This window comes from Pseudomonas fluorescens (assembly GCF_000802965.1).
Taxonomy (GTDB): Bacteria; Pseudomonadota; Gammaproteobacteria; order Pseudomonadales; family Pseudomonadaceae; genus Aquipseudomonas; species Aquipseudomonas fluorescens_A.
Genome location: NZ_JSAK01000008.1, coordinates 467,309 through 489,225 on the forward strand (window position 1 = coordinate 467,309; position 21,917 = coordinate 489,225).

24 protein-coding genes and 1 pseudogene are annotated in these 21,917 nt (G+C 59.6%); 19 read left to right on the plus strand and 6 right to left on the minus strand.

Annotation, left to right across the window (positions count from 1 at the left end):
- Nucleotides 1-7: 7 nt before the first annotated feature.
- Entirely contained in the window at nt 8-241 is a 234-nt protein-coding gene (rpmB, locus tag NL64_RS08675) for a 50S ribosomal protein L28 (protein WP_034147715.1), read from the minus strand.
- A 446-nt stretch (nt 242-687) separates the two neighbouring features.
- On the opposite strand from rpmB, the gene NL64_RS08680 reads away from it, so the two are divergent.
- Nucleotides 688-2,274 carry an ABC transporter substrate-binding protein gene (locus tag NL64_RS08680; protein WP_034147716.1) on the plus strand — a complete coding sequence of 529 codons (1,587 nt, stop codon included), beginning with the start codon at nt 688-690 and terminating at the stop codon, nt 2,272-2,274.
- A 133-nt stretch (nt 2,275-2,407) separates the two neighbouring features.
- Here the strand turns inward: NL64_RS08680 and radC are convergent, their stop codons facing one another.
- The gene (gene radC, locus NL64_RS08685) at nt 2,408-3,082 is read right to left on the minus strand and encodes a RadC family protein (protein WP_034147717.1); all 675 of its coding nucleotides are present in this window, start codon (nt 3,080-3,082) and stop codon (nt 2,408-2,410) included.
- 134 nt (nt 3,083-3,216) lie between these two features.
- Between radC and coaBC the strand changes: the two genes are divergently transcribed.
- From coaBC to NL64_RS08720, 7 genes and pseudogenes are all read left to right on the plus strand, one after another.
- Entirely contained in the window at nt 3,217-4,425 is a 1,209-nt protein-coding gene (gene coaBC / locus NL64_RS08690; protein WP_034147718.1) for a bifunctional phosphopantothenoylcysteine decarboxylase/phosphopantothenate--cysteine ligase CoaBC, read from the plus strand.
- Nucleotides 4,426-4,430: 5 nt separating this feature from the next.
- Entirely contained in the window at nt 4,431-4,886 is a 456-nt protein-coding gene (gene dut / locus NL64_RS08695) for a dUTP diphosphatase (protein WP_007975171.1), read from the plus strand.
- A gap of 265 nt (nt 4,887-5,151) precedes the next feature.
- A pseudogene (locus NL64_RS08700) lies at nt 5,152-6,555 on the plus strand (phosphomannomutase/phosphoglucomutase); the annotation flags it as partial.
- Between the two features lie 24 nt (nt 6,556-6,579).
- Nucleotides 6,580-7,485 carry an acetylglutamate kinase gene (gene argB, locus NL64_RS08705; protein WP_034147720.1) on the plus strand — a complete coding sequence of 302 codons (906 nt, stop codon included), beginning with the start codon at nt 6,580-6,582 and terminating at the stop codon, nt 7,483-7,485.
- A gap of 317 nt (nt 7,486-7,802) precedes the next feature.
- Nucleotides 7,803-8,060 carry a hypothetical protein gene (locus NL64_RS08710; protein WP_034147721.1) on the plus strand — a complete coding sequence of 86 codons (258 nt, stop codon included), beginning with the start codon at nt 7,803-7,805 and terminating at the stop codon, nt 8,058-8,060.
- Between the two features lie 18 nt (nt 8,061-8,078).
- Entirely contained in the window at nt 8,079-8,651 is a 573-nt protein-coding gene (locus NL64_RS08715) for a hypothetical protein (protein ID WP_034147722.1), read from the plus strand.
- The gene (locus tag NL64_RS08720; RefSeq protein WP_034147723.1) at nt 8,638-9,021 is read left to right on the plus strand and encodes a hypothetical protein; all 384 of its coding nucleotides are present in this window, start codon (nt 8,638-8,640) and stop codon (nt 9,019-9,021) included. Before NL64_RS08715 ends, NL64_RS08720 begins: the two co-directional genes overlap by 14 nt.
- A 117-nt stretch (nt 9,022-9,138) precedes the next feature.
- On the opposite strand, the gene pyrE is transcribed toward NL64_RS08720, so the two are convergent.
- Nucleotides 9,139-9,783 (minus strand): orotate phosphoribosyltransferase, encoded by a 645-nt coding sequence (gene pyrE / locus NL64_RS08725; protein ID WP_034147724.1) that lies wholly within the window; start codon nt 9,781-9,783, stop codon nt 9,139-9,141.
- 82 nt (nt 9,784-9,865) lie between these two features.
- Here pyrE and NL64_RS08730 point away from each other — a divergent pair, with 82 nt between their 5' ends.
- A complete protein-coding gene (locus NL64_RS08730; protein WP_008062840.1) occupies nt 9,866-10,645 on the plus strand; it encodes an exodeoxyribonuclease III in 780 nt (259 codons plus the stop codon).
- Nucleotides 10,646-10,814: 169 nt separating this feature from the next.
- Here the strand turns inward: NL64_RS08730 and NL64_RS08735 are convergent, their stop codons facing one another.
- Together NL64_RS08735 and rph are read right to left on the minus strand one after the other, a co-directional pair.
- Nucleotides 10,815-11,183, minus strand: a complete 369-nt coding sequence (locus NL64_RS08735) for a DUF4870 domain-containing protein (RefSeq protein WP_034147725.1) — start codon at nt 11,181-11,183, stop codon at nt 10,815-10,817.
- Nucleotides 11,184-11,212: 29 nt separating this feature from the next.
- Nucleotides 11,213-11,935 (minus strand): ribonuclease PH, encoded by a 723-nt coding sequence (gene rph / locus NL64_RS08740; protein WP_034147726.1) that lies wholly within the window; start codon nt 11,933-11,935, stop codon nt 11,213-11,215.
- Nucleotides 11,936-12,202: 267 nt separating this feature from the next.
- On the opposite strand from rph, the gene NL64_RS08745 reads away from it, so the two are divergent.
- From NL64_RS08745 to NL64_RS08770, 6 genes are all read left to right on the plus strand, one after another.
- Nucleotides 12,203-13,066 (plus strand): YicC/YloC family endoribonuclease, encoded by an 864-nt coding sequence (locus NL64_RS08745; RefSeq protein WP_034147727.1) that lies wholly within the window; start codon nt 12,203-12,205, stop codon nt 13,064-13,066.
- A gap of 12 nt (nt 13,067-13,078) precedes the next feature.
- Nucleotides 13,079-13,699: a guanylate kinase gene (gene gmk, locus NL64_RS08750; RefSeq protein WP_034147728.1), complete on the plus strand. Its 621-nt coding sequence runs from the start codon at nt 13,079-13,081 to the stop codon at nt 13,697-13,699.
- Between the two features lie 167 nt (nt 13,700-13,866).
- Nucleotides 13,867-14,130 (plus strand): DNA-directed RNA polymerase subunit omega, encoded by a 264-nt coding sequence (gene rpoZ / locus NL64_RS08755; protein WP_007921129.1) that lies wholly within the window; start codon nt 13,867-13,869, stop codon nt 14,128-14,130.
- 57 nt (nt 14,131-14,187) lie between these two features.
- Nucleotides 14,188-16,293, plus strand: coding sequence for a bifunctional GTP diphosphokinase/guanosine-3',5'-bis pyrophosphate 3'-pyrophosphohydrolase (gene spoT, locus NL64_RS08760; RefSeq protein WP_034147729.1), 2,106 nt, complete (start codon nt 14,188-14,190; stop codon nt 16,291-16,293).
- 25 nt (nt 16,294-16,318) lie between these two features.
- Nucleotides 16,319-16,699, plus strand: coding sequence for a RidA family protein (locus NL64_RS08765; RefSeq protein ID WP_003229509.1), 381 nt, complete (start codon nt 16,319-16,321; stop codon nt 16,697-16,699).
- A 66-nt stretch (nt 16,700-16,765) separates the two neighbouring features.
- Complete coding sequence (locus NL64_RS08770; protein ID WP_034147730.1) at nt 16,766-17,506, plus strand: hypothetical protein; 741 nt, start codon at nt 16,766-16,768, stop codon at nt 17,504-17,506.
- Between the two features lie 86 nt (nt 17,507-17,592).
- On the opposite strand, the gene NL64_RS08775 is transcribed toward NL64_RS08770, so the two are convergent.
- A complete protein-coding gene (locus tag NL64_RS08775; RefSeq protein ID WP_034147731.1) occupies nt 17,593-18,447 on the minus strand; it encodes an SDR family oxidoreductase in 855 nt (284 codons plus the stop codon).
- A 189-nt stretch (nt 18,448-18,636) separates the two neighbouring features.
- On the opposite strand from NL64_RS08775, the gene exbB reads away from it, so the two are divergent.
- The 4 genes from exbB to NL64_RS08795 all read left to right on the plus strand — a co-directional run bounded on the left by exbB (nt 18,637) and on the right by NL64_RS08795 (nt 21,916).
- The gene (gene exbB, locus NL64_RS08780; protein WP_034147732.1) at nt 18,637-19,611 is read left to right on the plus strand and encodes a tonB-system energizer ExbB; all 975 of its coding nucleotides are present in this window, start codon (nt 18,637-18,639) and stop codon (nt 19,609-19,611) included.
- Nucleotides 19,612-19,617: 6 nt separating this feature from the next.
- Nucleotides 19,618-20,046 carry a TonB system transport protein ExbD gene (exbD, locus tag NL64_RS08785; protein ID WP_034147733.1) on the plus strand — a complete coding sequence of 143 codons (429 nt, stop codon included), beginning with the start codon at nt 19,618-19,620 and terminating at the stop codon, nt 20,044-20,046.
- Nucleotides 20,043-20,792, plus strand: a complete 750-nt coding sequence (locus tag NL64_RS08790) for an energy transducer TonB family protein (RefSeq protein ID WP_034147734.1) — start codon at nt 20,043-20,045, stop codon at nt 20,790-20,792. Before exbD ends, NL64_RS08790 begins: the two co-directional genes overlap by 4 nt.
- Nucleotides 20,793-20,986: 194 nt before the next feature.
- Nucleotides 20,987-21,916, plus strand: coding sequence for a hydrogen peroxide-inducible genes activator (locus NL64_RS08795; RefSeq protein ID WP_034147735.1), 930 nt, complete (start codon nt 20,987-20,989; stop codon nt 21,914-21,916).
- The last annotated feature ends 1 nt before the right edge of the window (nt 21,917 follow it).

Below are 21,917 nucleotides of genomic sequence, written 5' to 3' on the forward strand. Positions count from 1 at the left end.
AGCTCCCTTAGATCTTGCCGGCTTTGCGGATTTCGGCCAGCACGGCAGTGATGCCACGCTTGTCGATGATACGCATGCCTTTGGCAGATACGCGCAGACGCACGAAACGTTTCTCTTCTTCAACCCAGAAGCGGTGATGCTGCAGGTTCGGCAGGAAACGACGACGGGTTTTGTTGTTTGCGTGGGAAATGTTATTCCCAGTTACCGGACCCTTACCGGTAACTTGACATACTCTAGACATGCCTCAGCCCTCTAAAACCACATGCCCAACCCGGCATGGGTTGGCCGCTTAATCTCTCAGTCATTTGGCGCCAGGCGCCGCGTTTCTTTAGAGGTCTTACCGGCTACACCTACAGTGAAGGAACCGGGCCCCTAGAAAAGAGCGCTGCTTTATACCAGAAAGACTGGAGAGCAACAACATTCGCTGTGCCTTGAATGGATAAAAACCCCACTTTTCGCGCGCCAGGCGCTTTGGATAAAGGCTGTCGTCGATTCCGACCGCTCGTCGCAGAGAAACGTCCGACACGCTAATCCCAAGGTTTTCTCAGCCAAGGCTCACTCAAATCAGGCGCCTATAGTCCCCTCAAAATGAAAAAGGGGATAGTCATTTGCAAAAGAGCCCACTAGGGTAGGCCTTTTCCAGACTGCACTTGCAGATGGGCCTTCGATCTGTAAAGGAATCCGACCATGCGCCTCGCTGCCCTACCGCTGTTGCTTGCCCCTCTGTTGCTGAGCCCACTGGCCCAGGCCGCCGCCCTGAGCGTCTGCACCGAGGCCAGCCCCGAAGGGTTCGACGTGGTGCAATACAATTCGCTGACCACCACCAACGCCTCGGCCGATGTGCTGATGAACCGCCTGGTAGAATTCGACACCGCCAGCGGCAAAGTGGTCGCCAGCCTCGCGGACAGTTGGGAAGTCAGCCCCGATGGCCTGATTTACGTCTTCAAGCTGCACCCGCAGGTGAAATTCCACCGCACCGATTATTTCAGCCCGACCCGGGAGTTGACCGCCGAAGACGTCAAATTCAGCTTCGACCGCATGCTCGATCCGGCCAACCCGTGGCACAAAGTCGCCCAGAGCGGCTTCCCGCATGCGCAATCGATGCAATTGCCGGCGCTGATTAAGAAGATCGACGCCCTCGACCCGCTGACCGTGCGCTTCAGCCTGGACCACCCGGATTCGACCTTCCTCGCGACCCTGAGCATGGGGTTCGCTTCGGTTTATTCGGCTGAATACGCCGATAAATTGCTCAAGGCGGGCACCCCGGAGAAGCTCAACAGCCAGCCAATCGGTACGGGGCCGTTCGTTTTCACCCGATTCCAGAAAGACGCCTCGGTTCGCTACAAGGCCAACCCGGATTACTTCGGGGGCAAGCCATCGGTGGACCCACTGATCTTCGCCATCACCCCGGACGCCAACGTGCGCCTGCAGAAGTTGCGCCGCAACGAATGCCAGATTGCCCTGTCGCCAAAGCCCCTGGACGTACAGGCCGCGCTGAAAGAGCCGACCCTGAAAGTGGAAAAGACTGACGCCTTCATGACCGCGTTCGTGGGCATCAACAGTCAGCATCCACCTCTGGACAAGCCAGAAGTGCGACAGGCGATCAACCTCGCCTTCGACAAGGCCAACTACGTCAAAGCCGTGTTCGAGGACACCGCCGAAGCGGCCAACGGTCCTTATCCGCCTAACACCTGGAGCTACGCGAAAAACCTGCCGGGCTATCCGCATGACATCGAGAAGGCCAAGGCTTTGATGGCCAAGGCTGGGCTCAAGGACGGTTTCCAGACCACCATCTGGACCCGTCCGTCAGGTAGCTTGCTGAACCCGAACCCAAGCCTCGGCGCGCAACTGCTGCAATCCGATCTCGCGGAAATCGGCATTCAGGCCGAAATTCGCGTAATCGAGTGGGGTGAATTGATTCGCCGCGCCAAGGCTGGTGAACACGACCTGCTGTTCATGGGCTGGGCTGGCGATAACGGCGACCCGGACAACTTCCTCACGCCGCAGTTTTCCTGCGCCGCGGTCAAATCCGGCACCAACTTCGCCCGCTACTGCAATCAGGATCTGGACAAGCTGATCAGCGCCGGCAAAACCACCGGCGAACAAGGTGTGCGCACCAAGCTTTATGAGCAGGCACAAGCGCAGATTCAGCAGCAAGCGTTGTGGCTGCCGCTTGCTCATCCGACCGCTTTCGCCCTGACACGCAAAGACGTTGAAGGTTATTCGGTCAGCCCGTTTGGCCGGCAGGACTACTCGAAGGTCAACCTCAAATAAACCACTGCAGGAATGCTTTTCTGTGGCGAGGGAGCTTGCTCCCGCTGGGCTGCGCAGCGGCCCTTAAGATCTTGTGAGCGCTGCGCACTCAAGCGGGAGCAAGCTTCCTCGCCACTGAAGCCTGCTCCCAGCCCTACATCCACCCATACTCGGCCATCGACAACGGATCGCCGTCGCCGATGATGAAATGGTCGAGCACCCGCACATCGATCAGCTCCAGTGCCTTTTGCAGACGCTTGGTCAGCACCCTGTCAGCTTGACTGGGATCGGTGTTGCCCGACGGGTGGTTATGGCAGAGGATCAGCGCCGCCGCGTTATGCGCCAGCGCACGCTTGACCACCTCCCGTGGATGCACGCTGGTGTTGTCGATAGAGCCACGAAACAGCGCCTCGAAAGTCAGCACCTGATGCCTGGAGTCCAGAAACAGGCAGCCGAACACCTCATGAGGCTCGTGGCGCAGCATCGATTTCAGGTACTCACGAACCGCGTGCGGGTTTTCCAATGTCGGTTTTTGGCGAGCCCGCTCCGCCAAATGCCGACGACTCATTTCCTGCGCCGCCTGCAATTGCGCGAATTTCGCGGGCCCAAGCCCCAAATGCCCGCTGAAGGTGGCCTGATCAGCCTCGAGTAATGAGCGCAGGCTGCCAAACTGGCTCAGCAGATGACGCGCCAGATCCACTGCGCTTTTGCCGGATACGCCGGTTCGTAAAAAAATCGCCAGTAACTCGGCGTCCGAAAGACTCGCCGCCCCCAGCGTCAGTAACCTCTCCCGCGGCCGCTCCGCCGCCGGCCAATCGCGAATACTCATAGCACCTCCCTGTCTGTGGGCGCCGCTGTTCCGTAGCGGTCGCTGTGATATCGTAGCCCATCTTTTTTGCGAGCGATTTCACTCCTGGGGAGGGGGTTTCGCACGCAGTCATCAACGAATTGAAAGGCAGGCCTATGCAGCGGCTGTATCGGAAACGCATTGTTCTGGGCGTCGGCGGCGGCATTGCTGCCTACAAGAGCGCCGACCTGGTTCGCCGCCTGATGGACCAGGGCGCCGAAGTACGCGTGGTCATGACCCGTGGCGGCGCCGAGTTCATCACCCCGCTGACCATGCAGGCCCTGTCCGGGCACCCTGTGCACCTGGATTTGCTGGACCCGGCGGCCGAAGCCGCGATGGGCCACATCGAACTGGCGAAATGGGCCGATCTGGTACTGATCGCCCCCGCCACCGCGGACCTGATCGCCCGCCTGGCCCAAGGCATCGCCGATGACCTGCTGACCACGCTGGTGCTGGCCACTGATGCGGTGGTCGCTGTCGCCCCGGCAATGAACCAGGCCATGTGGCGCGACCCTGCGACCCAGGCCAACCTGCAGACCCTCGAAAGCCGTGAGATCAAGGTCTTCGGCCCGGCCTCCGGCAGCCAGGCCTGCGGCGATGTGGGCCTTGGGCGCATGCTCGAAGCCACGGACCTCGCACTGCTCGCCGCCGACTGCTTCCAGCGTCAGGCGCTGACCGGCAAACACGTGGTGATTACCGCAGGCCCAACCCAGGAAAACATCGACCCGGTGCGCTACATCACCAACCACAGCTCCGGCAAAATGGGCTTCGCCCTGGCCGAGGCCGCGGTAGAAGCCGGCGCCCGGGTCACCCTGATCAGTGGCCCCGTGCACCTGCCGACGCCGGATCGGGTCACGCGCATCGACGTGGTCAGCGCCCGCGACATGCTCGCCGCTTGTGAAGCCGCGATTCCGTGTGACATTTTCATCGCCTCGGCTGCGGTCGCGGATTACCGCCCGGAAGTTGTCGCCCCACAAAAACTCAAGAAAGACCCTACAAGCGGCGACGGTTTTGTCCTGCAAATGGTGCGCAACCCGGACATTCTGGCCAGCATCGCCACCCGTCCCGACCGTCCGTTCAGTGTCGGCTTCGCCGCCGAAACCGAACACCTGCTCGATTACGCTGCCCGCAAATTGAAAGACAAGAACCTCGATTTGATCGTCGCCAACGACGTCGCCAACCCGACCATTGGCTTCAACAGCGAAGAAAACGCCTGCAGCGTGATCGACCGTGAGCTTCACGCCACACTTTTCGCCCAGACCAGCAAGAGCAAGATTGCTCGCCAGCTGATCACTTTTATCGCCGAACGTCTGAACCAGGTTTAATTTACATGCACGCTTTGCAAGCCAAGATCCTCGACCCCCGCATCGGTACCGAATTTCCGCTGCCGCAATACGCCACGCCAGGCTCCGCCGGCCTCGACCTGCGCGCCATGCTGGAGCAGGACACCGTGATCAAGCCGGGTGAAACCGTGCTGATCCCTACCGGCCTGTCGGTCTACATTGGCGACCCGAACCTCGCTGCGCTGATCCTGCCGCGCTCGGGCATGGGCCATAAGCACGGCATCGTTCTCGGCAACCTCGTTGGCCTGATCGACTCCGATTACCAGGGGCCATTGATGGTCTCCTGCTGGAACCGCGGCCAGACCGAATTCACCATGCCGGTCGGCGAGCGCCTGGCGCAACTGGTGCTGGTGCCAGTGGTGCAGGCTCACTTCGAAATGGTTGAAGAGTTTGTGGAAACCGAGCGCGGCACGGGCGGTTTCGGCCATACCGGTACTCGATGATCCGATGGAGATTCAATGTGGCGAGGGAGCTTGCTCCCGCTGGGCTGTGAAGCGGCCCCAATAATTTTGTGAGCGCTTCGCGCTCAAGCGGGAGCAAGCTCCCTCGCCACAAAATCGAGGCATTGACCGGTGAGAATGCCGCTGACATTGCTGGGATGGCCTTTTCGCACCACGAACTCTCTGCGGAAAACGCCGTCATACCCTTCAGTTTGAGCCTGCCGAGTCACTCGCAGGCAGGTCCAGCCACATTCGAGATGGAGTATTCCCCCAGATGAGCACCCCGGCCAAAATTGCCCCCAAGTTCCCCGACAGCATTTTCCGCGCCTACGACATTCGCGGCACCGTCCCGGAATTTCTGAACGCAGAAACGGCCTACTGGCTCGGTCGCGCCATTGGTGCCCAAAGTCTGGCCCAGGATGAGCCGAACGTCTCCGTTGGCCGTGACGGGCGCCTGTCCGGCCCGGAGCTGGTGGAACAACTGATTCAGGGCCTGGCCGACAGCGGCTGCCACGTCAGCGACGTTGGCCTGGTGCCGACTCCTGCGCTGTATTACGCCGCCAACATCCTGGCCGGCAAATCCGGCGTGATGCTGACCGGCAGCCACAACCCGTCGAACTACAACGGTTTCAAAATTGTGATCGCCGGCGACACCCTGGCCAACGAACAGATCCAGGCCCTGCATGACCGCCTCAAGACCAACAACCTGAGCCGCGGCGAAGGCAGCATCACCAAAGTCGAAATCCTCGACCGCTACAGCACCGAAATCGTCCAGGACATCAAGCTGGCCCGACGCCTGAAAGTGGTCGTGGACTGCGGCAACGGCGCGGCCGGCGTCATCGCCCCGCAACTGATCGAAGCGCTGAACTGCGAAGTCATCCCGCTGTTCTGCGAAGTCGACGGCAATTTCCCGAACCACCACCCGGATCCGGGCAAGCCTGAAAACCTTGTAGACCTGATCGCCAAGGTCAAGGAAACCAACGCGGATATCGGCCTGGCCTTCGACGGCGACGGCGATCGCGTGGGCGTGGTGACCAACACCGGCAGCATCGTCTTCCCGGACCGTCTGCTGATGCTGTTCGCCCGCGATGTCGTGGCGCGCAACCCGAATGCGGAAATCATCTTCGACGTCAAATGCACCCGCCGCCTGATCCCGCTGATCAAGGAATACGGTGGTCGTCCGCTAATGTGGAAGACTGGTCATTCGTTGATCAAAAAGAAGATGAAACAATCCGGCGCCCTGTTGGCCGGCGAAATGAGCGGGCACATCTTCTTCAAGGAACGCTGGTTCGGTTTCGACGACGGCATTTACAGCGCCGCGCGGTTACTGGAGATCCTCAGCAAGGAAAAATCCTCGGCCGAAGAGCTGTTCGCGACCTTCCCGAACGATATTTCTACGCCGGAAATCAATATCCATGTGACCGAAGAGAGCAAATTCAGCATCATTGATGCACTGCACGACGCGAAATGGGGCGAAGGCGCTGACCTGACCACCATCGACGGCGTGCGAGTCGACTATGCCAAAGGCTGGGGCCTGGTTCGCGCCTCCAACACCACACCGGTGCTGGTACTGCGTTTCGAGGCCGATGACGAGGCTGAATTGCAGCGCATCAAGGACGTTTTCCACGCCCAGTTGAAGCGTGTTGCACCTGATCTCCAACTACCGTTTTGATTCATTGAAGCACCGGAGCCCTGAATGACCCTCGAACGCGAAGCCGCCGCCAACACCGCCAAGGTCCTGTCCGAAGCGCTGCCTTACATTCGCCGCTATGTCGGCAAGACGCTGGTGATCAAATACGGCGGCAACGCGATGGAAAGCGAGGAGCTGAAAACCGGCTTCGCCCGCGACATCGTGCTAATGAAAGCCGTGGGCATCAACCCGGTGGTCGTTCACGGCGGCGGCCCGCAGATCGGTGACCTGCTCAAGCGCCTGTCGATCGAGAGCCATTTTGTCGACGGCATGCGCGTTACTGACGCCGCGACCATGGACGTGGTGGAAATGGTCCTCGGTGGCCAGGTCAACAAGGACATCGTCAACCTGATCAACCGTCACGGTGGCAGCGCCATCGGCCTGACCGGTAAAGACGCCGAGTTGATTCGTGCGAAGAAGCTCACCGTTACCCGTCAGACCCCGGAGATGACGCAACCGGAAATCATCGACATCGGTCACGTCGGCGAAGTGGTCGGCATTAACACCGACCTGCTGAACCTGCTGGTCAAAGGCGATTTCATTCCGGTAATCGCACCCATCGGCGTCGGCGCCAACGGCGAGTCGTACAACATCAACGCTGACCTGGTGGCCGGTAAAGTCGCCGAAGCGCTGAAAGCCGAAAAGCTGATGCTGCTGACCAACATCGCCGGCCTGATGGACAAGTCGGGCACAGTCCTGACCGGGTTGACCACCCAACAGGTAGACGATCTGATCGCTGACGGCACCATCTACGGCGGCATGCTGCCGAAGATCCGCTGCGCGCTGGAAGCGGTCCAGGGCGGTGTTGGCAGCTCGTTGATCATCGATGGTCGCGTTCCGAACGCGATCCTGCTGGAGATCTTCACCGATACCGGCGTGGGCACCTTGATCAGCAATCGCAAGCGTCACTAAGCGATAGCGCAAACAAAAAAGACCCCGCTCGGCCAGGCTGAGCGGGGTCTTTTTTTGCCTGCAATCCCTGTAGGAGCTGCCGCAAGCTGCAATCTTTTGACTTTGGTTTTTCAAGAACAAGATCAAAAGATCGCAGCCTCCGGCAGCTCCTACAACAGCAGAATTTCGGATGTGAGAAAGATCTGTAGGAGCTGACGAAGCCGGCGATCTTTTTTATGCGCGCAGGAAATGTCTGACTTGTTGTAGCGAAACGTCCGACATCCCGCCAGCATAAGTCCGCATAGGATCTTCCCCTGTATCCACAGGAGAATGACCTCATGCAAAAAAACTACGTTCCTTACGGCAGCGATGTTTCCTCAGGTACCTTTGAATGCGTGGACTGCGGACATCAGTATTCGAACCAGGCAAAAACCTCGATCCCGCCGTGCCCTCAGTTTCAAAATTCGACCCACACACGTAAAGGCTGGAAGGTTCTGACCGGTCAGGGCGACGCGGTGATTGATCCATATCCGGAAAAAAACGCCCCCGCAGGGATCAAGCAAGTCGAAACCTCCAGTCATGCGATCAAAAAATAGCCACGGAGGCACTGAGCCATGCAGATCTCGTTCACGATCGACGCCCAGGCTTTCGAGCAGGAACAGAAAGAACCGGTCAAAAAGACCCTGAAGATTTCCGACATGGAAATTGCTCATGCCTTACAGCGAATCGCCAAGGCGAGCCTGACCGAATATTTGAAAATGCTGGTTGAAGGCGGCATGCCGAGCCGAGCGGATGAAGCGAAACAGGACCGCTTGCTGTACCTGATTCAAAGCTACTTCGGGCAGACGCTGCCGACCGAATCGCAGATATCGACGATTTTCCAACTGACCCAGAGCCAAAGCAAAACCCTGCTGAAAAACACGGTTTCACGCTTTCGCAATCAATTGGACGAGATCCTGCAGCACAGCATGCGAACCGTGATCGAGTCTGCGGAACACGCGCAGACCGTGTACCTGGTGGTGATCAGTTCGGATGTCATCCGCGATGAACTGAACATGCTGATCACCCAGAACCAGCCGACGTTCAAACCCATTACCAAACGCAAAGGCAGTGCCGGGCAGTTCGAAATCAGCGAGGATTCCCACGCGCTGCTGTGCCAGACACTGGGTCTGAATGCCGTTCAGTGACATTGTCGCGGTCAGTGGCTTGCTGCTGACCCTGACCACCTTCATGTTCAACCTGGCATGGCCCAAGCTGGTTGAAGCGCTGGCGCTGGATGAAAAACAACCCGGTCCATTGGCCAGAAAACGTAGCCGAGAGCTGGTTTCAGGCACTTTTTTCGGTTGCGCCCTACCCCTGACATGCGCCTTCGCAGTACTTTTTTACGTCAACCTGCCGTCCGCCGTTCGAATCATGCGTAGCAGCAGCCTCGATCTGTGGGAATTCGATGTGGATCAGACGCTGTACGTGTGCGTCGTCCTGGCATTGCTGGTGTTCGCGCTGTTCAATCTGCGATTGGCGCTAAAACTGATCGGAAAATGGCGGAGACTGCACTGAAGGCAAACCACGCCCCCCCTGTAGGAGCTGCCGCAGGCTGCGATCTTTTGATCTTGATCTTCAAAAACCAAAGTCAAAAGATCGCAGCCTTCGGCAGCTCCTACAGGGGGGCTGTGTTTAGACGCCGAACTGGGCGCGGTAGGCTTCTACGGCCGGCAGGTGTTGCTTGAGCTGCGGGTCATCCGCCAGGAATTCCAGCACCTGGTTCAGCGAAACAATGCTGATCACCGGAATGCCGAAATCGCGCTCCACTTCCTGGATCGCTGACAACTCGCCATTGCCGCGTTCCTGGCGGTTCAGGGCGATCAGCACGCCGGCGGCCTTGGCGCCGTCCTGGGAAGCGATGATCTGCATCACTTCGCGGATTGCGGTGCCGGCGGTGATCACGTCGTCGATAATCAGCACTTCCCCGGTCAGCGGTGCGCCAACCAGACTCCCGCCTTCGCCGTGGGCCTTGGCTTCCTTGCGGTTGAAACACCATGGCAGGTCACGGTTGTGGTGCTCGGCCAATGCCACGGCAGTGGTTGCCGCCAAAGGGATGCCCTTGTAGGCCGGACCGAACAAAACGTCGAAGGAAATCCCGCTTTCGGCAATGGCAGCGGCGTAGAAACGACCCAGCTGCGCCAGGGCGGAACCCGAGTTGAACAGGCCCGCATTGAAGAAGTAAGGACTGGTGCGCCCGGACTTCAGGGTGAACTCACCGAAGCGCAAAACGCCGCGATCGATGGCAAAACGAATGAAATCGCGCTGATACGCTTGCATGAAAAAAACCCCAAATACCACGGATTTAGCTAATTAGCTTGACGCCGTGTATCATACACGCACGCGATTTTTGGGGCCATTTATGCGGATCATCAGTGTGAACGTCAATGGTATTCAGGCTGCAGTCGAGCGAGGTTTGCTTAGTTGGCTGCAGGCACAGAATGCCGACGTCATCTGCCTGCAGGACACCCGTGCCTCCGCCTTTGAACTGGACGATCCAGCCTTCCAACTGGATGGATACTTCCTTTATGCCTGCGACGCCGAAGTCCCCGCCCAAGGTGGTGTGGCTTTGTATTCGCGGTTGCAACCGAAGGCTGTCATCAGCGGTCTCGGTTTCGAGACGGCCGACCGCTACGGGCGCTACCTGCAAGCCGATTTCGACAAAGTCAGTATTGCAACCTTGTTGCTTCCATCCGGAATGAACGGCGATGAAGACTTGAACCAGAAATTCAAGCTCATGGACGACTTCGCCAAGTACCTGGACAAGCAACGGCGCAAACGCCGCGAGTACATTTATTGTGGCTCGCTGTACGTGGCGCAACAGAAGCTGGACATCAAGAACTGGCGCGACAGCCAGCAATCCCCGGGCTTCCTGGCGCCTGAACGCGCCTGGATGGACGAGATTGTCGGCAACATGGGCTATGTAGACGCCCTGCGTGAAGTCAGCCGTGAAGGCGACCAGTACAGCTGGTGGCCGGATAACGAACAGGCCGAAATGCTTAATCTCGGCTGGCGCTTCGATTACCAGATCCTGACACCGGGCCTACGCCGCTTTGTACGCAGCGCACGCCTGCCACGACAGCCGCGGTTCTCGCAGCATGCACCGCTGATCGTGGACTACGATTGGACGCTGACGATCTAAGCGTTGTTTCGCAGATACAAAAAAGCCGACTTCAGGGTCGGCTTTTTTGTGCGCGATGATCTGCTTTCTGCAGGAGCCGGCTTGCTGGCGATGGGTGTCAGCCGAAATTGATGTCAACTGTCACACCTTCGCCAGCAAGCCGGCCCCTACAAGGGACTTGTGTTGATCGTTATTTGATCAACCGCCAGGTAAACGGATACCGATAAGGCAACCCGTCATTGGCCTTGAGCCCGGCAATAATGGACAGCACTATCGCCCCGATCAGCACCAGCGGCAGCAACGCAAACCCGATCAAGATCAGCATCAACAGGTAACAGATGCCCGAGACCAGAGCCACGGTAATCTGAAAGTTCAGCGCTTCTTTGCCTTGAGCATCGATGAACGGATCGGTGTCACGCTTCCATTGCCAGAGTATCAGCGGCCCAATCAAGTGACCGAACGGCAACCAGACACCGAGAAACGCCGAGAGGTGACAAAACATCGCCCACTGGCGAGCCTCGGGGCTCGGGGTGGGAAGCAGCATCTGCTCGTCACTCATGGCGCTCTCCTTGCCAGACGTCGAAACAATCAGTCAGCCAGTGCGGCTTTTTGCAGATCGAAGATTTCGTTCATGCCTTTCTTCGCCAGCTCCAGCATGGCGTTCAGCTCTTCCGGCTGGAACGGCGCGCCTTCAGCCGTGCCCTGGACTTCGATGAAGCCGCCAGTGCTGGTCATCACCACGTTCAGGTCGGTCTCGGCGGCCGAGTCTTCCAGGTAGTCGAGGTCGAGCACAGGCTCGCCTTGGTACATACCCACCGAAACGGCAGCGATCATTTGCTTGAGCGGGTCGCCGCCTTTCAGGCCGCCGCGCTTCTTGATCACTTTCAGGGCATCGACCAGAGCAACCATGGCACCTGTGATGGATGCGGTGCGGGTGCCGCCGTCGGCCTGGATCACGTCGCAATCGACATACAGGGTAACGTCACCCAGTTTCGACATGTCCAGCGAGGCACGCAGGGAACGACCGATCAGACGCTGGATTTCCAGGGTGCGGCCGCCTTGCTTGCCACGACTCGCTTCACGCTGGTTACGCTCACCGGTGGCGCGCGGCAGCATGCCGTATTCGGCGGTCAACCAGCCTTGACCCTGGCCTTTGAGGAAACGTGGCACGCCATTTTCAACGCTGACGGTGCAGATGACTTTGGTATCACCGAATTCGACCAGTACAGATCCCTCGGCGTGTTTGGTGTAGTTGCGGGTAATGCGGATCGAGCGGAGCTGATCGGCAGCGCGACCACTTGGACGTTTCATAAGGGATACCTGTACGGGGACGGAAAACTGCGGAGCATTATAGAGCCGCCAGCCACGGCTGGGCACTTCTAAAAAAATCCTCCGACGACCGAAGGCTCTGAACAGCCCGTCGCCGAGGACCTGCAGCCGTTTGTCACACCGTGTGTTTGGGCGCATTGGCGCCACTGCGCTACAATCCTGCGCCTTTGCTGCCAGTCGGCTTAAATTCATTGATATCGGATTGCCGGAATGCCAGTTCCGCGCCGATCTGCATTGCGAGGTACCTCCATGGTGCACAGCATGACCGCCTTCGCCCGCGTCGAAAGCGCCGGAGTACAGGGCACCCTGAGCTGGGAACTGCGCTCGGTCAACAGCCGCTACCTGGAACCCCACTTGCGCCTGCCGGAGTCCTTTCGCGACCTCGAAGGCGCCGTCCGCGAAGCCCTGCGCCAGGGCGTGTCGCGCGGCAAGCTCGAATGCACCCTGCGCTTCACCGAAGAAAACACCGGCAAATCGCTGCAAGTGGATCAGGAGCGCGCCGCGCAATTGGTTGCTGCCGCCGAGACGATCGCCAGCCTGATCAAAAATCCTGCGGCATTAAACCCGCTCGAAGTCCTGGCCTGGCCCGGCGTACTGGTGGGCGACGCTACCGATCCGCAAGCCTTGAACGCCGAAGCGCTGGCGCTGTTCAATCAGGGCCTGAAAGAACTCAAGGCCGGCCGCGAGCGCGAAGGCGCGGAGCTGGCGCGGCTGATCAATGATCGCCTGACCTCCATTGAAGAAGACGTGGTGACCCTGCGTGAACTCGTTCCGCAAATGCTCGCCACCCAGCGCCAGAAAGTCCTCGACCGCTTCGCCGACATGAAGGCCGAGATGGACCCGCAGCGCCTGGAGCAGGAAATGGTCATGCTCGCGCAAAAAAGCGACGTCGCCGAAGAACTGGATCGCCTGAGCACTCACATCATCGAAGTTCGCCGGGTGCTCAAGTCCGGCGGCGCTGCGGGTCGGCGCCTGGACTTCCTGATGCAGGAGCTCAACCGCGAAGCCAACACACTGGGCTCCAAAGCCTTCGACCCGCGCAGCACTCAGGCTGCGGTCAACCTCAAGGTGTTGATCGAGCAGATGCGCGAACAAGTGCAGAATATTGAGTAAGGCAAACCCGACATGACTCACATCACCGGCACCCTGTACATCATTTCCGCCCCTTCGGGCGCGGGCAAAAGCAGCCTGGTCAAGGCTCTGACCGACGCCGATCCGGAGATTCGCGTCTCGGTCTCCCACACCACCCGCGCCATGCGCCCCGGTGAAGTGAACGGCGTGAACTACCACTTCGTCGAACGCAACGAGTTCGTGAAGATGATCGAGCACGGCGATTTCCTCGAGCGCGCCGAAGTCTTCGGCAATCTCTACGGCACCTCGCAAAGCCACCTGCAGCAGACTCTCGACGAAGGCCACGACCTAATTCTGGAAATCGACTGGCAAGGCGCCGAGCAAGTGCGCAAGCTGATGCCTCAGGCCCGCTCGATCTTCATCCTGCCGCCGTCGCTTGAAGCCTTGCACCAACGCCTGACCAACCGCGGCCAGGACAGCGACGAAATCATCGACGGCCGGATGCGCGAAGCGGTCAGCGAAATGAGCCACTACGTCGACTACGATTACCTGATCATCAACGACGATTTCGCCCACGCTTTGCGCGACCTGCAGGCGATTTTCCGCGCCAATCAGCTGCAACAAAAACGCCAACAGCAACGTTTTGGCAAATTGCTGGCTGAATTGCTCGATTGATTTGCACTTCCCAAAACCGCTGCAAGGGCTTTACATTGGTGCTTGCAGCGCGTTGAAGGGCTTGATCAAAAAATCAGCGCTTCCCTAATCGCTGGTGATTTTTTAAACTGTTGAGTCCGCTCGCCCATCCGGGCAGCGCGCATATTGCATTTGCTACGAGGAAGACCATGGCCCGCGTAACCGTTGAAGACTGCCTAGAACACGTGGATAACCGCTTTGAGCTGGTCATGCTCTCTACCAAGCGTGCCCGTCAACTGGCCACCGGCGGCAAAGAGCCGAAAGTAGCATGGGAAAACGACAAGCCTACCGTCGTCGCCCTGCGTGAAATCGCTGAAGGCCTGATCGACTACGCAGCTATCGCCGAAGCCGAAATCGTTGAAGATGAACCGCTTTTTGCTGCATTCGAGGACGAGTCCAACGAGGCCGTCTAAGCCTATGCCTGGTCGACGTAGCACGGCGCGGGATAAAAGCTTACGGCAGGAGTCATCATGCCGAGCATAGACGCCCTCGCCGATCGCTTATCGACCTACCTCGGCAAAGACCAGGTCAACCTGGTCCGCCGAGCGTATTTCTACGCCGAACAAGCCCACGACGGCCAACGCCGCCGTAGCGGTGAGGCGTACGTCACGCACCCACTCGCGGTTGCGAATATTCTTGCCGACATGCATATGGACCATCAGAGCTTGATGGCCGCCATGCTGCATGACGTGATCGAAGACACCGGGATTGCCAAGGAAGCGCTACAAGCGCAGTTCGGCGAAACCGTGGCCGAACTGGTCGACGGGGTCAGCAAACTGACCCAGATGAACTTCGAGACCAAGGCCGAAGCCCAGGCCGAAAACTTCCAGAAAATGGCCATGGCCATGGCGCGCGACATTCGCGTGATCCTGGTCAAGCTGGCCGACCGCCTGCACAACATGCGCACGCTGGAAGTGCTGTCCGGCGAGAAACGCCGACGCATCGCCAAGGAAACCCTGGAAATCTATGCACCCATCGCCAACCGGCTGGGCATGCACGCCATCCGCATAGAATTCGAAGACCTCGGCTTCAAGGCCATGCACCCGATGCGTTCCGCGCGGATCTACCAGGCGGTCAAACGCGCCCGGGGCAACCGCAAGGAAATCGTCAACAAGATCGAAGAATCCCTCAGCCACTGCCTGGCCGTCGACGGCATTCAGGGCGAGGTCAGCGGTCGCCAGAAACACCTCTACGGCATCTACAAGAAAATGCGCGGCAAGCGTCGGGCCTTCAACGAAATCATGGACGTCTATGCGTTCCGGATCATCGTCGACAAGGTCGATACCTGCTACCGCGTGCTGGGTGCTGTGCATAATTTGTACAAACCGTTGCCGGGGCGCTTCAAGGATTACATCGCGATCCCCAAGGCCAACGGCTATCAGTCGCTGCACACCACGTTGTTCGGCATGCACGGCGTTCCGATCGAGATCCAGATTCGCACCCGTGAAATGGAGGAGATGGCCAACAACGGCATCGCCGCCCATTGGCTGTACAAATCCAGCGGCGACGAGCAGCCAAAAGGCACTCACGCCCGCGCCCGCCAATGGGTCAAAGGCGTGCTGGAAATGCAGCAACGCGCCGGCAACTCGCTGGAATTCATCGAGAGCGTGAAGATCGACCTGTTCCCGGACGAGGTCTACGTGTTCACGCCCAAAGGCCGGATCATGGAGCTGCCCAAGGGCTCCACGGCGGTCGACTTCGCTTACGCGGTGCACACCGACGTGGGCAACAGCTGCATTGCCTGTCGGATCAATCGCCGTCTCGCACCGCTGTCCGAACCGTTGCAAAGCGGCTCCACGGTCGAGATCGTTAGCGCTCCAGGCGCCCGGCCGAACCCGGCATGGCTCAACTTCGTGGTCACCGGCAAGGCGCGTACGCACATCCGCCATGCGCTGAAACTGCAGCGCCGCTCCGAATCCATCAGCCTCGGCGAACGCCTGCTGAACAAGGTCCTCAACGGCTTCGACAGCTCGCTGGAAAAAATCCCGCAAGAGCGCGTCAAGGCCATGCTCACCGAGTATCGCCTCGAACTCATCGAAGACCTGCTGGAAGACATCGGCCTGGGCAATCGCATGGCCTACGTTGTCGCCCGCCGTCTGCTCGGCGAAGGCGAACAGTTGCCGAGCCCGGAAGGTCCGCTGGCGATTCGCGGTACCGAAGGCCTGGTACTCAGCTACGCCAAGTGCTGCACGCCGATCCCGGGCGACCCGATCGTCGGTCACTTGTCCGCGGGCAAAGGCATGGTTGTGCACCTGGACAACTGTCGCAACATCAGCGAAATCCGCCACAACCCGGAAAAATGCATCCAGCTCTCGTGGGCCAAGGATGTCACCGGCGAATTCAACGTCGAGCTACGCGTCGAGCTGGAACACCAGCGCGGCCTGATCGCCCTGCTGGCCAGCAGCGTCAACGCAGCCGACGGCAATATCGAAAAAATCAGCATGGATGAACGCGATGGTCGCATCAGCGTGGTCCAACTGGTGGTCAGCGTACACGACCGTGTGCACCTGGCCCGCGTGATCAAGAAACTGCGCGCCTTGACCGGAGTAATTCGCATCACCCGCATGCGCGCTTAAGCCAGCCCCTTACAAGGAGTCATTCATGACCAAGACTGTTATCACCAGCGACAAGGCCCCGGCCGCCATCGGTACTTACTCCCAGGCGATCAAGGCTGGCAACACCGTTTACATGTCGGGTCAAATCCCCCTGGACCCAAAAACCATGGAACTGGTTGAAGGCTTCGAAGCCCAGACCGTCCAGGTGTTCGAGAACCTCAAGGCCGTGGCTGAAGCTGCCGGCGGTTCGTTCAAGGACATCGTCAAGCTGAACATCTTCCTCACCGACCTGAGCCACTTCGCCAAGGTCAACGAGATCATGGGCAAGTACTTCGACCAGCCTTACCCAGCGCGCGCCGCCATCGGCGTTGCCGCCCTGCCAAAGGGTTCGCAGGTTGAAATGGATGCCATCCTGGTCATCGAGTAATGCGTCCGGCGCAGCTCAGGCTGCGCCGACTGCTCTGCTGTAAAGAAAGCTTGAAAGGATTCCACCATGCGCAAAGCGCTTGCTCTCTCGCTGCTCGCCCTGCTTTTGGGCGGATGTGCCAGCGACCCTGCCAGCCGTGATATCAGCGGCACCTGGATCAACCAGGCGGCGATTGATGCTGCATCCAAAGGCGCTCCCCTGCGTGAAGCGCTCCAGGCCTATGGTCCGAACCTGGAATGGGACGTCAACACCAAGGCCGGTCAGGCCCGCTACACCAATGGTTTTGAAAATGTCGACGGCAAGCTGCTGGGTGAACAGTCCGGCGCCTGGAAAGTCGACTTTTATGGCAGTTCCGGCAGCGAACTGAAGCGCGACGGCAAGCAACTGAGCCAGGCCGCGCTCGATAACGAACCCGCCCAGGTCTTCGACCGTGCATCGGTTCAGGTGCCGGACGGCGCGCCACTCGGCGCCAGCTTCGAACGTGCGCTGTATTCGGCCTACATGGGCGGCAACTGGAAAGTCATCAGCGGCCCCGGCGAAGGCAATACCGTGCAGTTTCAGGCTGACGGCCAGGTGACCGGTTTGCCGGGCAGCGACCGCTACGCCCTGTGTTTGGCGGGTGATTGCGCATCGATGAGCGGCGGCAACGACAACATGTGGCTGCAACTCAACGGGCAAGGAAACGCCTGGATCTTTATGCGCAAAGGCAAGGAACTGGAGATTCTCCAAGCTGTAAATACGGCGCAAGCAGACGAAATGCCTCAGTTCACGCCGGGTGATCGCAAGTGGTTGCTGGAAAAACAGTAACCCGCTGAAAAGATCGCAGCCTTCGGCAGCTCCTACAGGTGTACGCATTCCCTGAAGGAGCTGCGGAACGCTGCGATCTTTTGCTTTCAGCGCCCCTCAATAATCGCGGCATAACCTTCGCGGAAACTCGGATACCTTGGCGTCCAGCCCAACGCTTTCGCCCGCGCATTGCTGCAACGCTTGCTCCCGGTGCGACGCACGCTGGCGTCTTCCGCCCATTCCGTGACACCCAGATACTCGCGCAACCAGCCCACCACATCCGCCAACGCTGCCGGCGCGTCATCAACGCCGATATAGACGTCATCCAGCGCCACACCCTGGCGATCCGCCTCAAGCAGACAGGCCATCAGCCCTGCGGCGTCATCGGCATGAATCCGGTTGGCGTACAACGGTGGATCGACTACCACGCGATAACCCCGACGGACTTGGGTCAGCAACCACTCACGGCCCGGGCCGTAGATGCCGGTCAAGCGCACGATACTGGCCGGGATGCCACTATTGAGGGCAATCTGCTCGGCTTCGAGCATCACACGCCCGGAATAACCTGCCGCCACGGCGGGTGAAGTCTCGTCGACCCACTCGCCCTCCTGCTGGCCGTAAACACTGCTGCTGGAAACGAACAAAATGCGATTCGGCACCTGCCCATAGTCGTTCAGCCACTCCAGCACATGCTGCAAACCTTCCACGTAAGCCGCGCGGTAACCGGCTTCATCGTGATCGGTGGCGGCAGCGCAATACACCAGGTAATCCACCGCACCGATTGGCCAGGTCTGCGGACAGTCTTTGTTGAACAAGTCGCCAGCAACGCCAATCACACCCTCGGGCAAGCGTGAAACGTCGCGCCGCAGGCCATGAACTTCCCAACCCAAAGCCAGCAGTTGCGTCGCCAGACGACTACCGACATCACCGCAACCGGCGATCAAAACAGAAGGCGCGGACATCAGAAAACTCTCCTCGGAAACGAACAGACTAGCGCTGGCAATGGACGAGCGGCTAGCAATGCAGGAAAAAAAGAGACTCTATTACTTCTGTTAACAAGAATTACTTGCAATAATACGCGCCACTTTTGTTCTCGGCCCTTCGAGGCCTGGAAGAACATAACCCGTTTTTTTCTCTCAGGTCCGGCCAGCATGACACGCAATCAACTCTCCGCTTCGCCAACCAAACGACCTCGCGCCTGGAGCGCAGTGGCCGCCCTGCTGCTCAGTCTGATGCTGGCCCCAACCGCCGCATTCGCTGACGCACAAGCGCCAGCCACCCCGGCCGCTGCTGCAACTGCCCCAGCCGATCACGCAGCCTCGGCTGCCGCTCCTGCGGCGACCGACCCGGCTCAGGCAGCACCGGCTCCAGAAGCCCTCGGTGAGGACGTTCCGCAAGTCCTCGAAGCCGACAACAGCCTGGGCATGGCCCACGACCTGTCGCCATGGGGCATGTACCAGAACGCCGATATCATCGTGAAAATCGTGATGATCGGCCTGGCCATCGCGTCGATCATCACCTGGACCATCTGGATCGCCAAGGGCTTTGAGCTGATGGGCGCCAAGCGTCGTCTGCGTAACGAAATCGTCCACCTGAAAAAAGCTGCCACGCTCAAAGAAGCCAGCGCTACGGCGGCCAAGCCAGGCACCCTCGCCAACCTGTTGGTTCATGACGCCCTGGAAGAAATGCATCTGTCGGCAAGCAGCCGTGAAAAAGAAGGCATCAAGGAGCGTGTCAGCTTCCGCCTTGAGCGCCTGGTGGCTGCCTGCGGTCGCAACATGAGCAGCGGCACCGGCGTCCTCGCCACCATCGGTTCCACCGCGCCGTTCGTCGGCCTGTTCGGTACCGTATGGGGCATCATGAACAGCTTCATCGGCATCGCCAAAACCCAGACCACCAACCTCGCCGTCGTCGCTCCCGGCATCGCCGAAGCCTTGCTGGCGACCGCGTTGGGTCTGGTAGCAGCGATCCCTGCAGTAGTGATCTACAACGTGTTTGCCCGCTCCATCGCCGGTTACAAGGCGCAGGTGTCCGACGCGTCGGCAGAAGTCCTGCTGCTGGTCAGCCGCGACCTCGACCACCAGCCTGAGCGCAGCTCGCAACCGCACATGGTGAAAGTGGGGTAATCGGCCATGGGCCTGCATTTGAAAGAAGGCGCAGACGACGATCTGGCCGAGAACCACGAAATCAACGTCACGCCGTTCATCGACGTGATGCTGGTGCTGTTGATCATCTTCATGGTGGCTGCTCCGCTGGCTACCGTGGACATCAAGGTCGACCTGCCCGCGTCTACCGCCAAACCGGCGCCGCGGCCAGAAAAACCGGTGTTCCTCAGCGTCAAGGCTGACCAACGCCTGTTCCTCGGCGAAGACGAAGTGAAGGCCGAAGCACTCGGCGCCACGCTCGACGCCAAGACCCAGGGCAAGAAAGACACGACGATCTTCTTCCAGGCCGACAAAGGCGTGGATTACGGTGACCTGATGAGCGTAATGGACAATCTGCGCTCCGCTGGCTACCTGAAGGTCGGCCTGGTCGGACTCGAGACGGCAGTCAAGAAATGATCAAGACGCGCCATAAGCTGACGCGTTACGGCGGTAGCCTGGCCGTGGTGCTGGGCGTTCACGCGCTGGCCATTGCGCTGGCACTGAACTGGACGGCTCGCCCGCCCATCGAATTGCCGCCTCAGGCAATGATGGTCGAGCTGGCGCCGATTCCTGCCCCGCCACCGCCCGCACCGCCGAAGGTCGTCACACCGCCGCAGCCACCGGCTCCGGTAGAAGAACTGCCGATTCCGAAGCTCGCCGAAGCGCCGAAGGCCGAGATCGCAGTACCGAAACCGGTCAAACCCAAGCCCAAGCCTCAACCGCCCAAGCCTGTGGAGAAAAAGCCCGAGCCGCCGAAGGAAAAACCGTCCGAGGCTAAACCGAGCGAAGCACCACCGACGCCGGCACCGACGGAGAAATCCGCCCAGCCCGCCCCTGGTCCGTCGGCCGCCCAAGTCGCTGCCAAGGCCAGCTGGGAAGGCACGCTGCTCGCGCATTTGGCCAAGTACAAAAAGTACCCGGCCAGTGCACAGTCGCGGGGCAAGGAAGGTTTGAACCGTCTGCGCTTTGTCGTGGATGGTGAAGGCAACGTGCTTTCGTTTGAATTGGTGAGCCCCTCCGGCACTGCCGATCTGGACCGGGCTACCCTGGACATGATCCGCCGCGCACAACCGCTGCCCAAGCCACCGTCCGACATGTTGACCAACGGCTCGATCGAAATCGTTGCGCCGTTTGTTTACTCGCTGGAAAAACGCCGGCGGTAAAAGCGGAAGGTCAAATGATCGCGGCCTTCGGCAGCTCCTACAGGGTGTACATCGAGCCTATGTAGGCGCTGCCGCAGGCTGCGATCTTTTTTGCCTTTCGCATTGCCCGGTGTCACTCGACACGCTCACTCTGATAACGTGCGTCTATCGATTGCAGGCGTTATGCTTGGCCCGCAACTTCATGGACGCTTGCTATGACCCTCACAGAATTGCGCTACATCGTTACCCTCGCCCAAGAGCAGCACTTCGGCCACGCGGCCGAGCGTTGCCACGTCAGCCAGCCGACCCTGTCGGTAGGCGTGAAAAAGCTTGAAGACGAACTCGGTGTGCTGATTTTCGAGCGCAGCAAAAGCGCCGTGCGCCTGACCCCGGTCGGCGAAGGCATTGTGGCTCAGGCGCAAAAGGTCCTGGAACAGGCCCAAGGCATTCGCGAACTGGCCCAGGCCGGCAAGAACCAACTGACCGCACCGCTGAAAGTCGGCGCGATCTACACCGTTGGCCCGTATCTGTTCCCACACCTGATTCCGCAACTGCACCGGGTCGCCCCGCAGATGCCGTTGTACATCGAAGAAAACTTCACCCACGTGTTGCGCGACAAACTGCGCAACGGTGAACTCGACGCGATCATCATCGCCCTGCCGTTCAACGAAGCCGATGTACTGACCCTGCAACTCTACGACGAGCCGTTCTACGTCCTGATGCCGGCCCAGCACCCGTGGACGCAAAAAGAATCCATCGACGCCAGCCTGCTCAACGACAAGAGCTTGCTGCTGCTCGGCGAGGGCCACTGCTTCCGTGATCAAGTGCTGGAAGCCTGCCCGACCCTGACCAAAGGCAACGACGGCGCCAAGCACACCACGGTGGAATCCAGCTCGCTGGAAACCATTCGCCACATGGTGGCGTCCGGCCTGGGCATTTCGATCCTGCCGCTGTCGGCGGTTGACAGCCATCACTACGCCCCCGGCATTATCGAAGTTCGGCCACTGTCGGCACCGGTGCCGTTTCGCACTGTGGCCATCGCCTGGCGTGCGAGCTTCCCGCGTCCGAAGGCGATTGAAATCCTCGCTGACTCCATTCGCCTGTGCTCGGTGGCCAAGCCATCGGCGCCGGTGGTGGCGGGCTAAG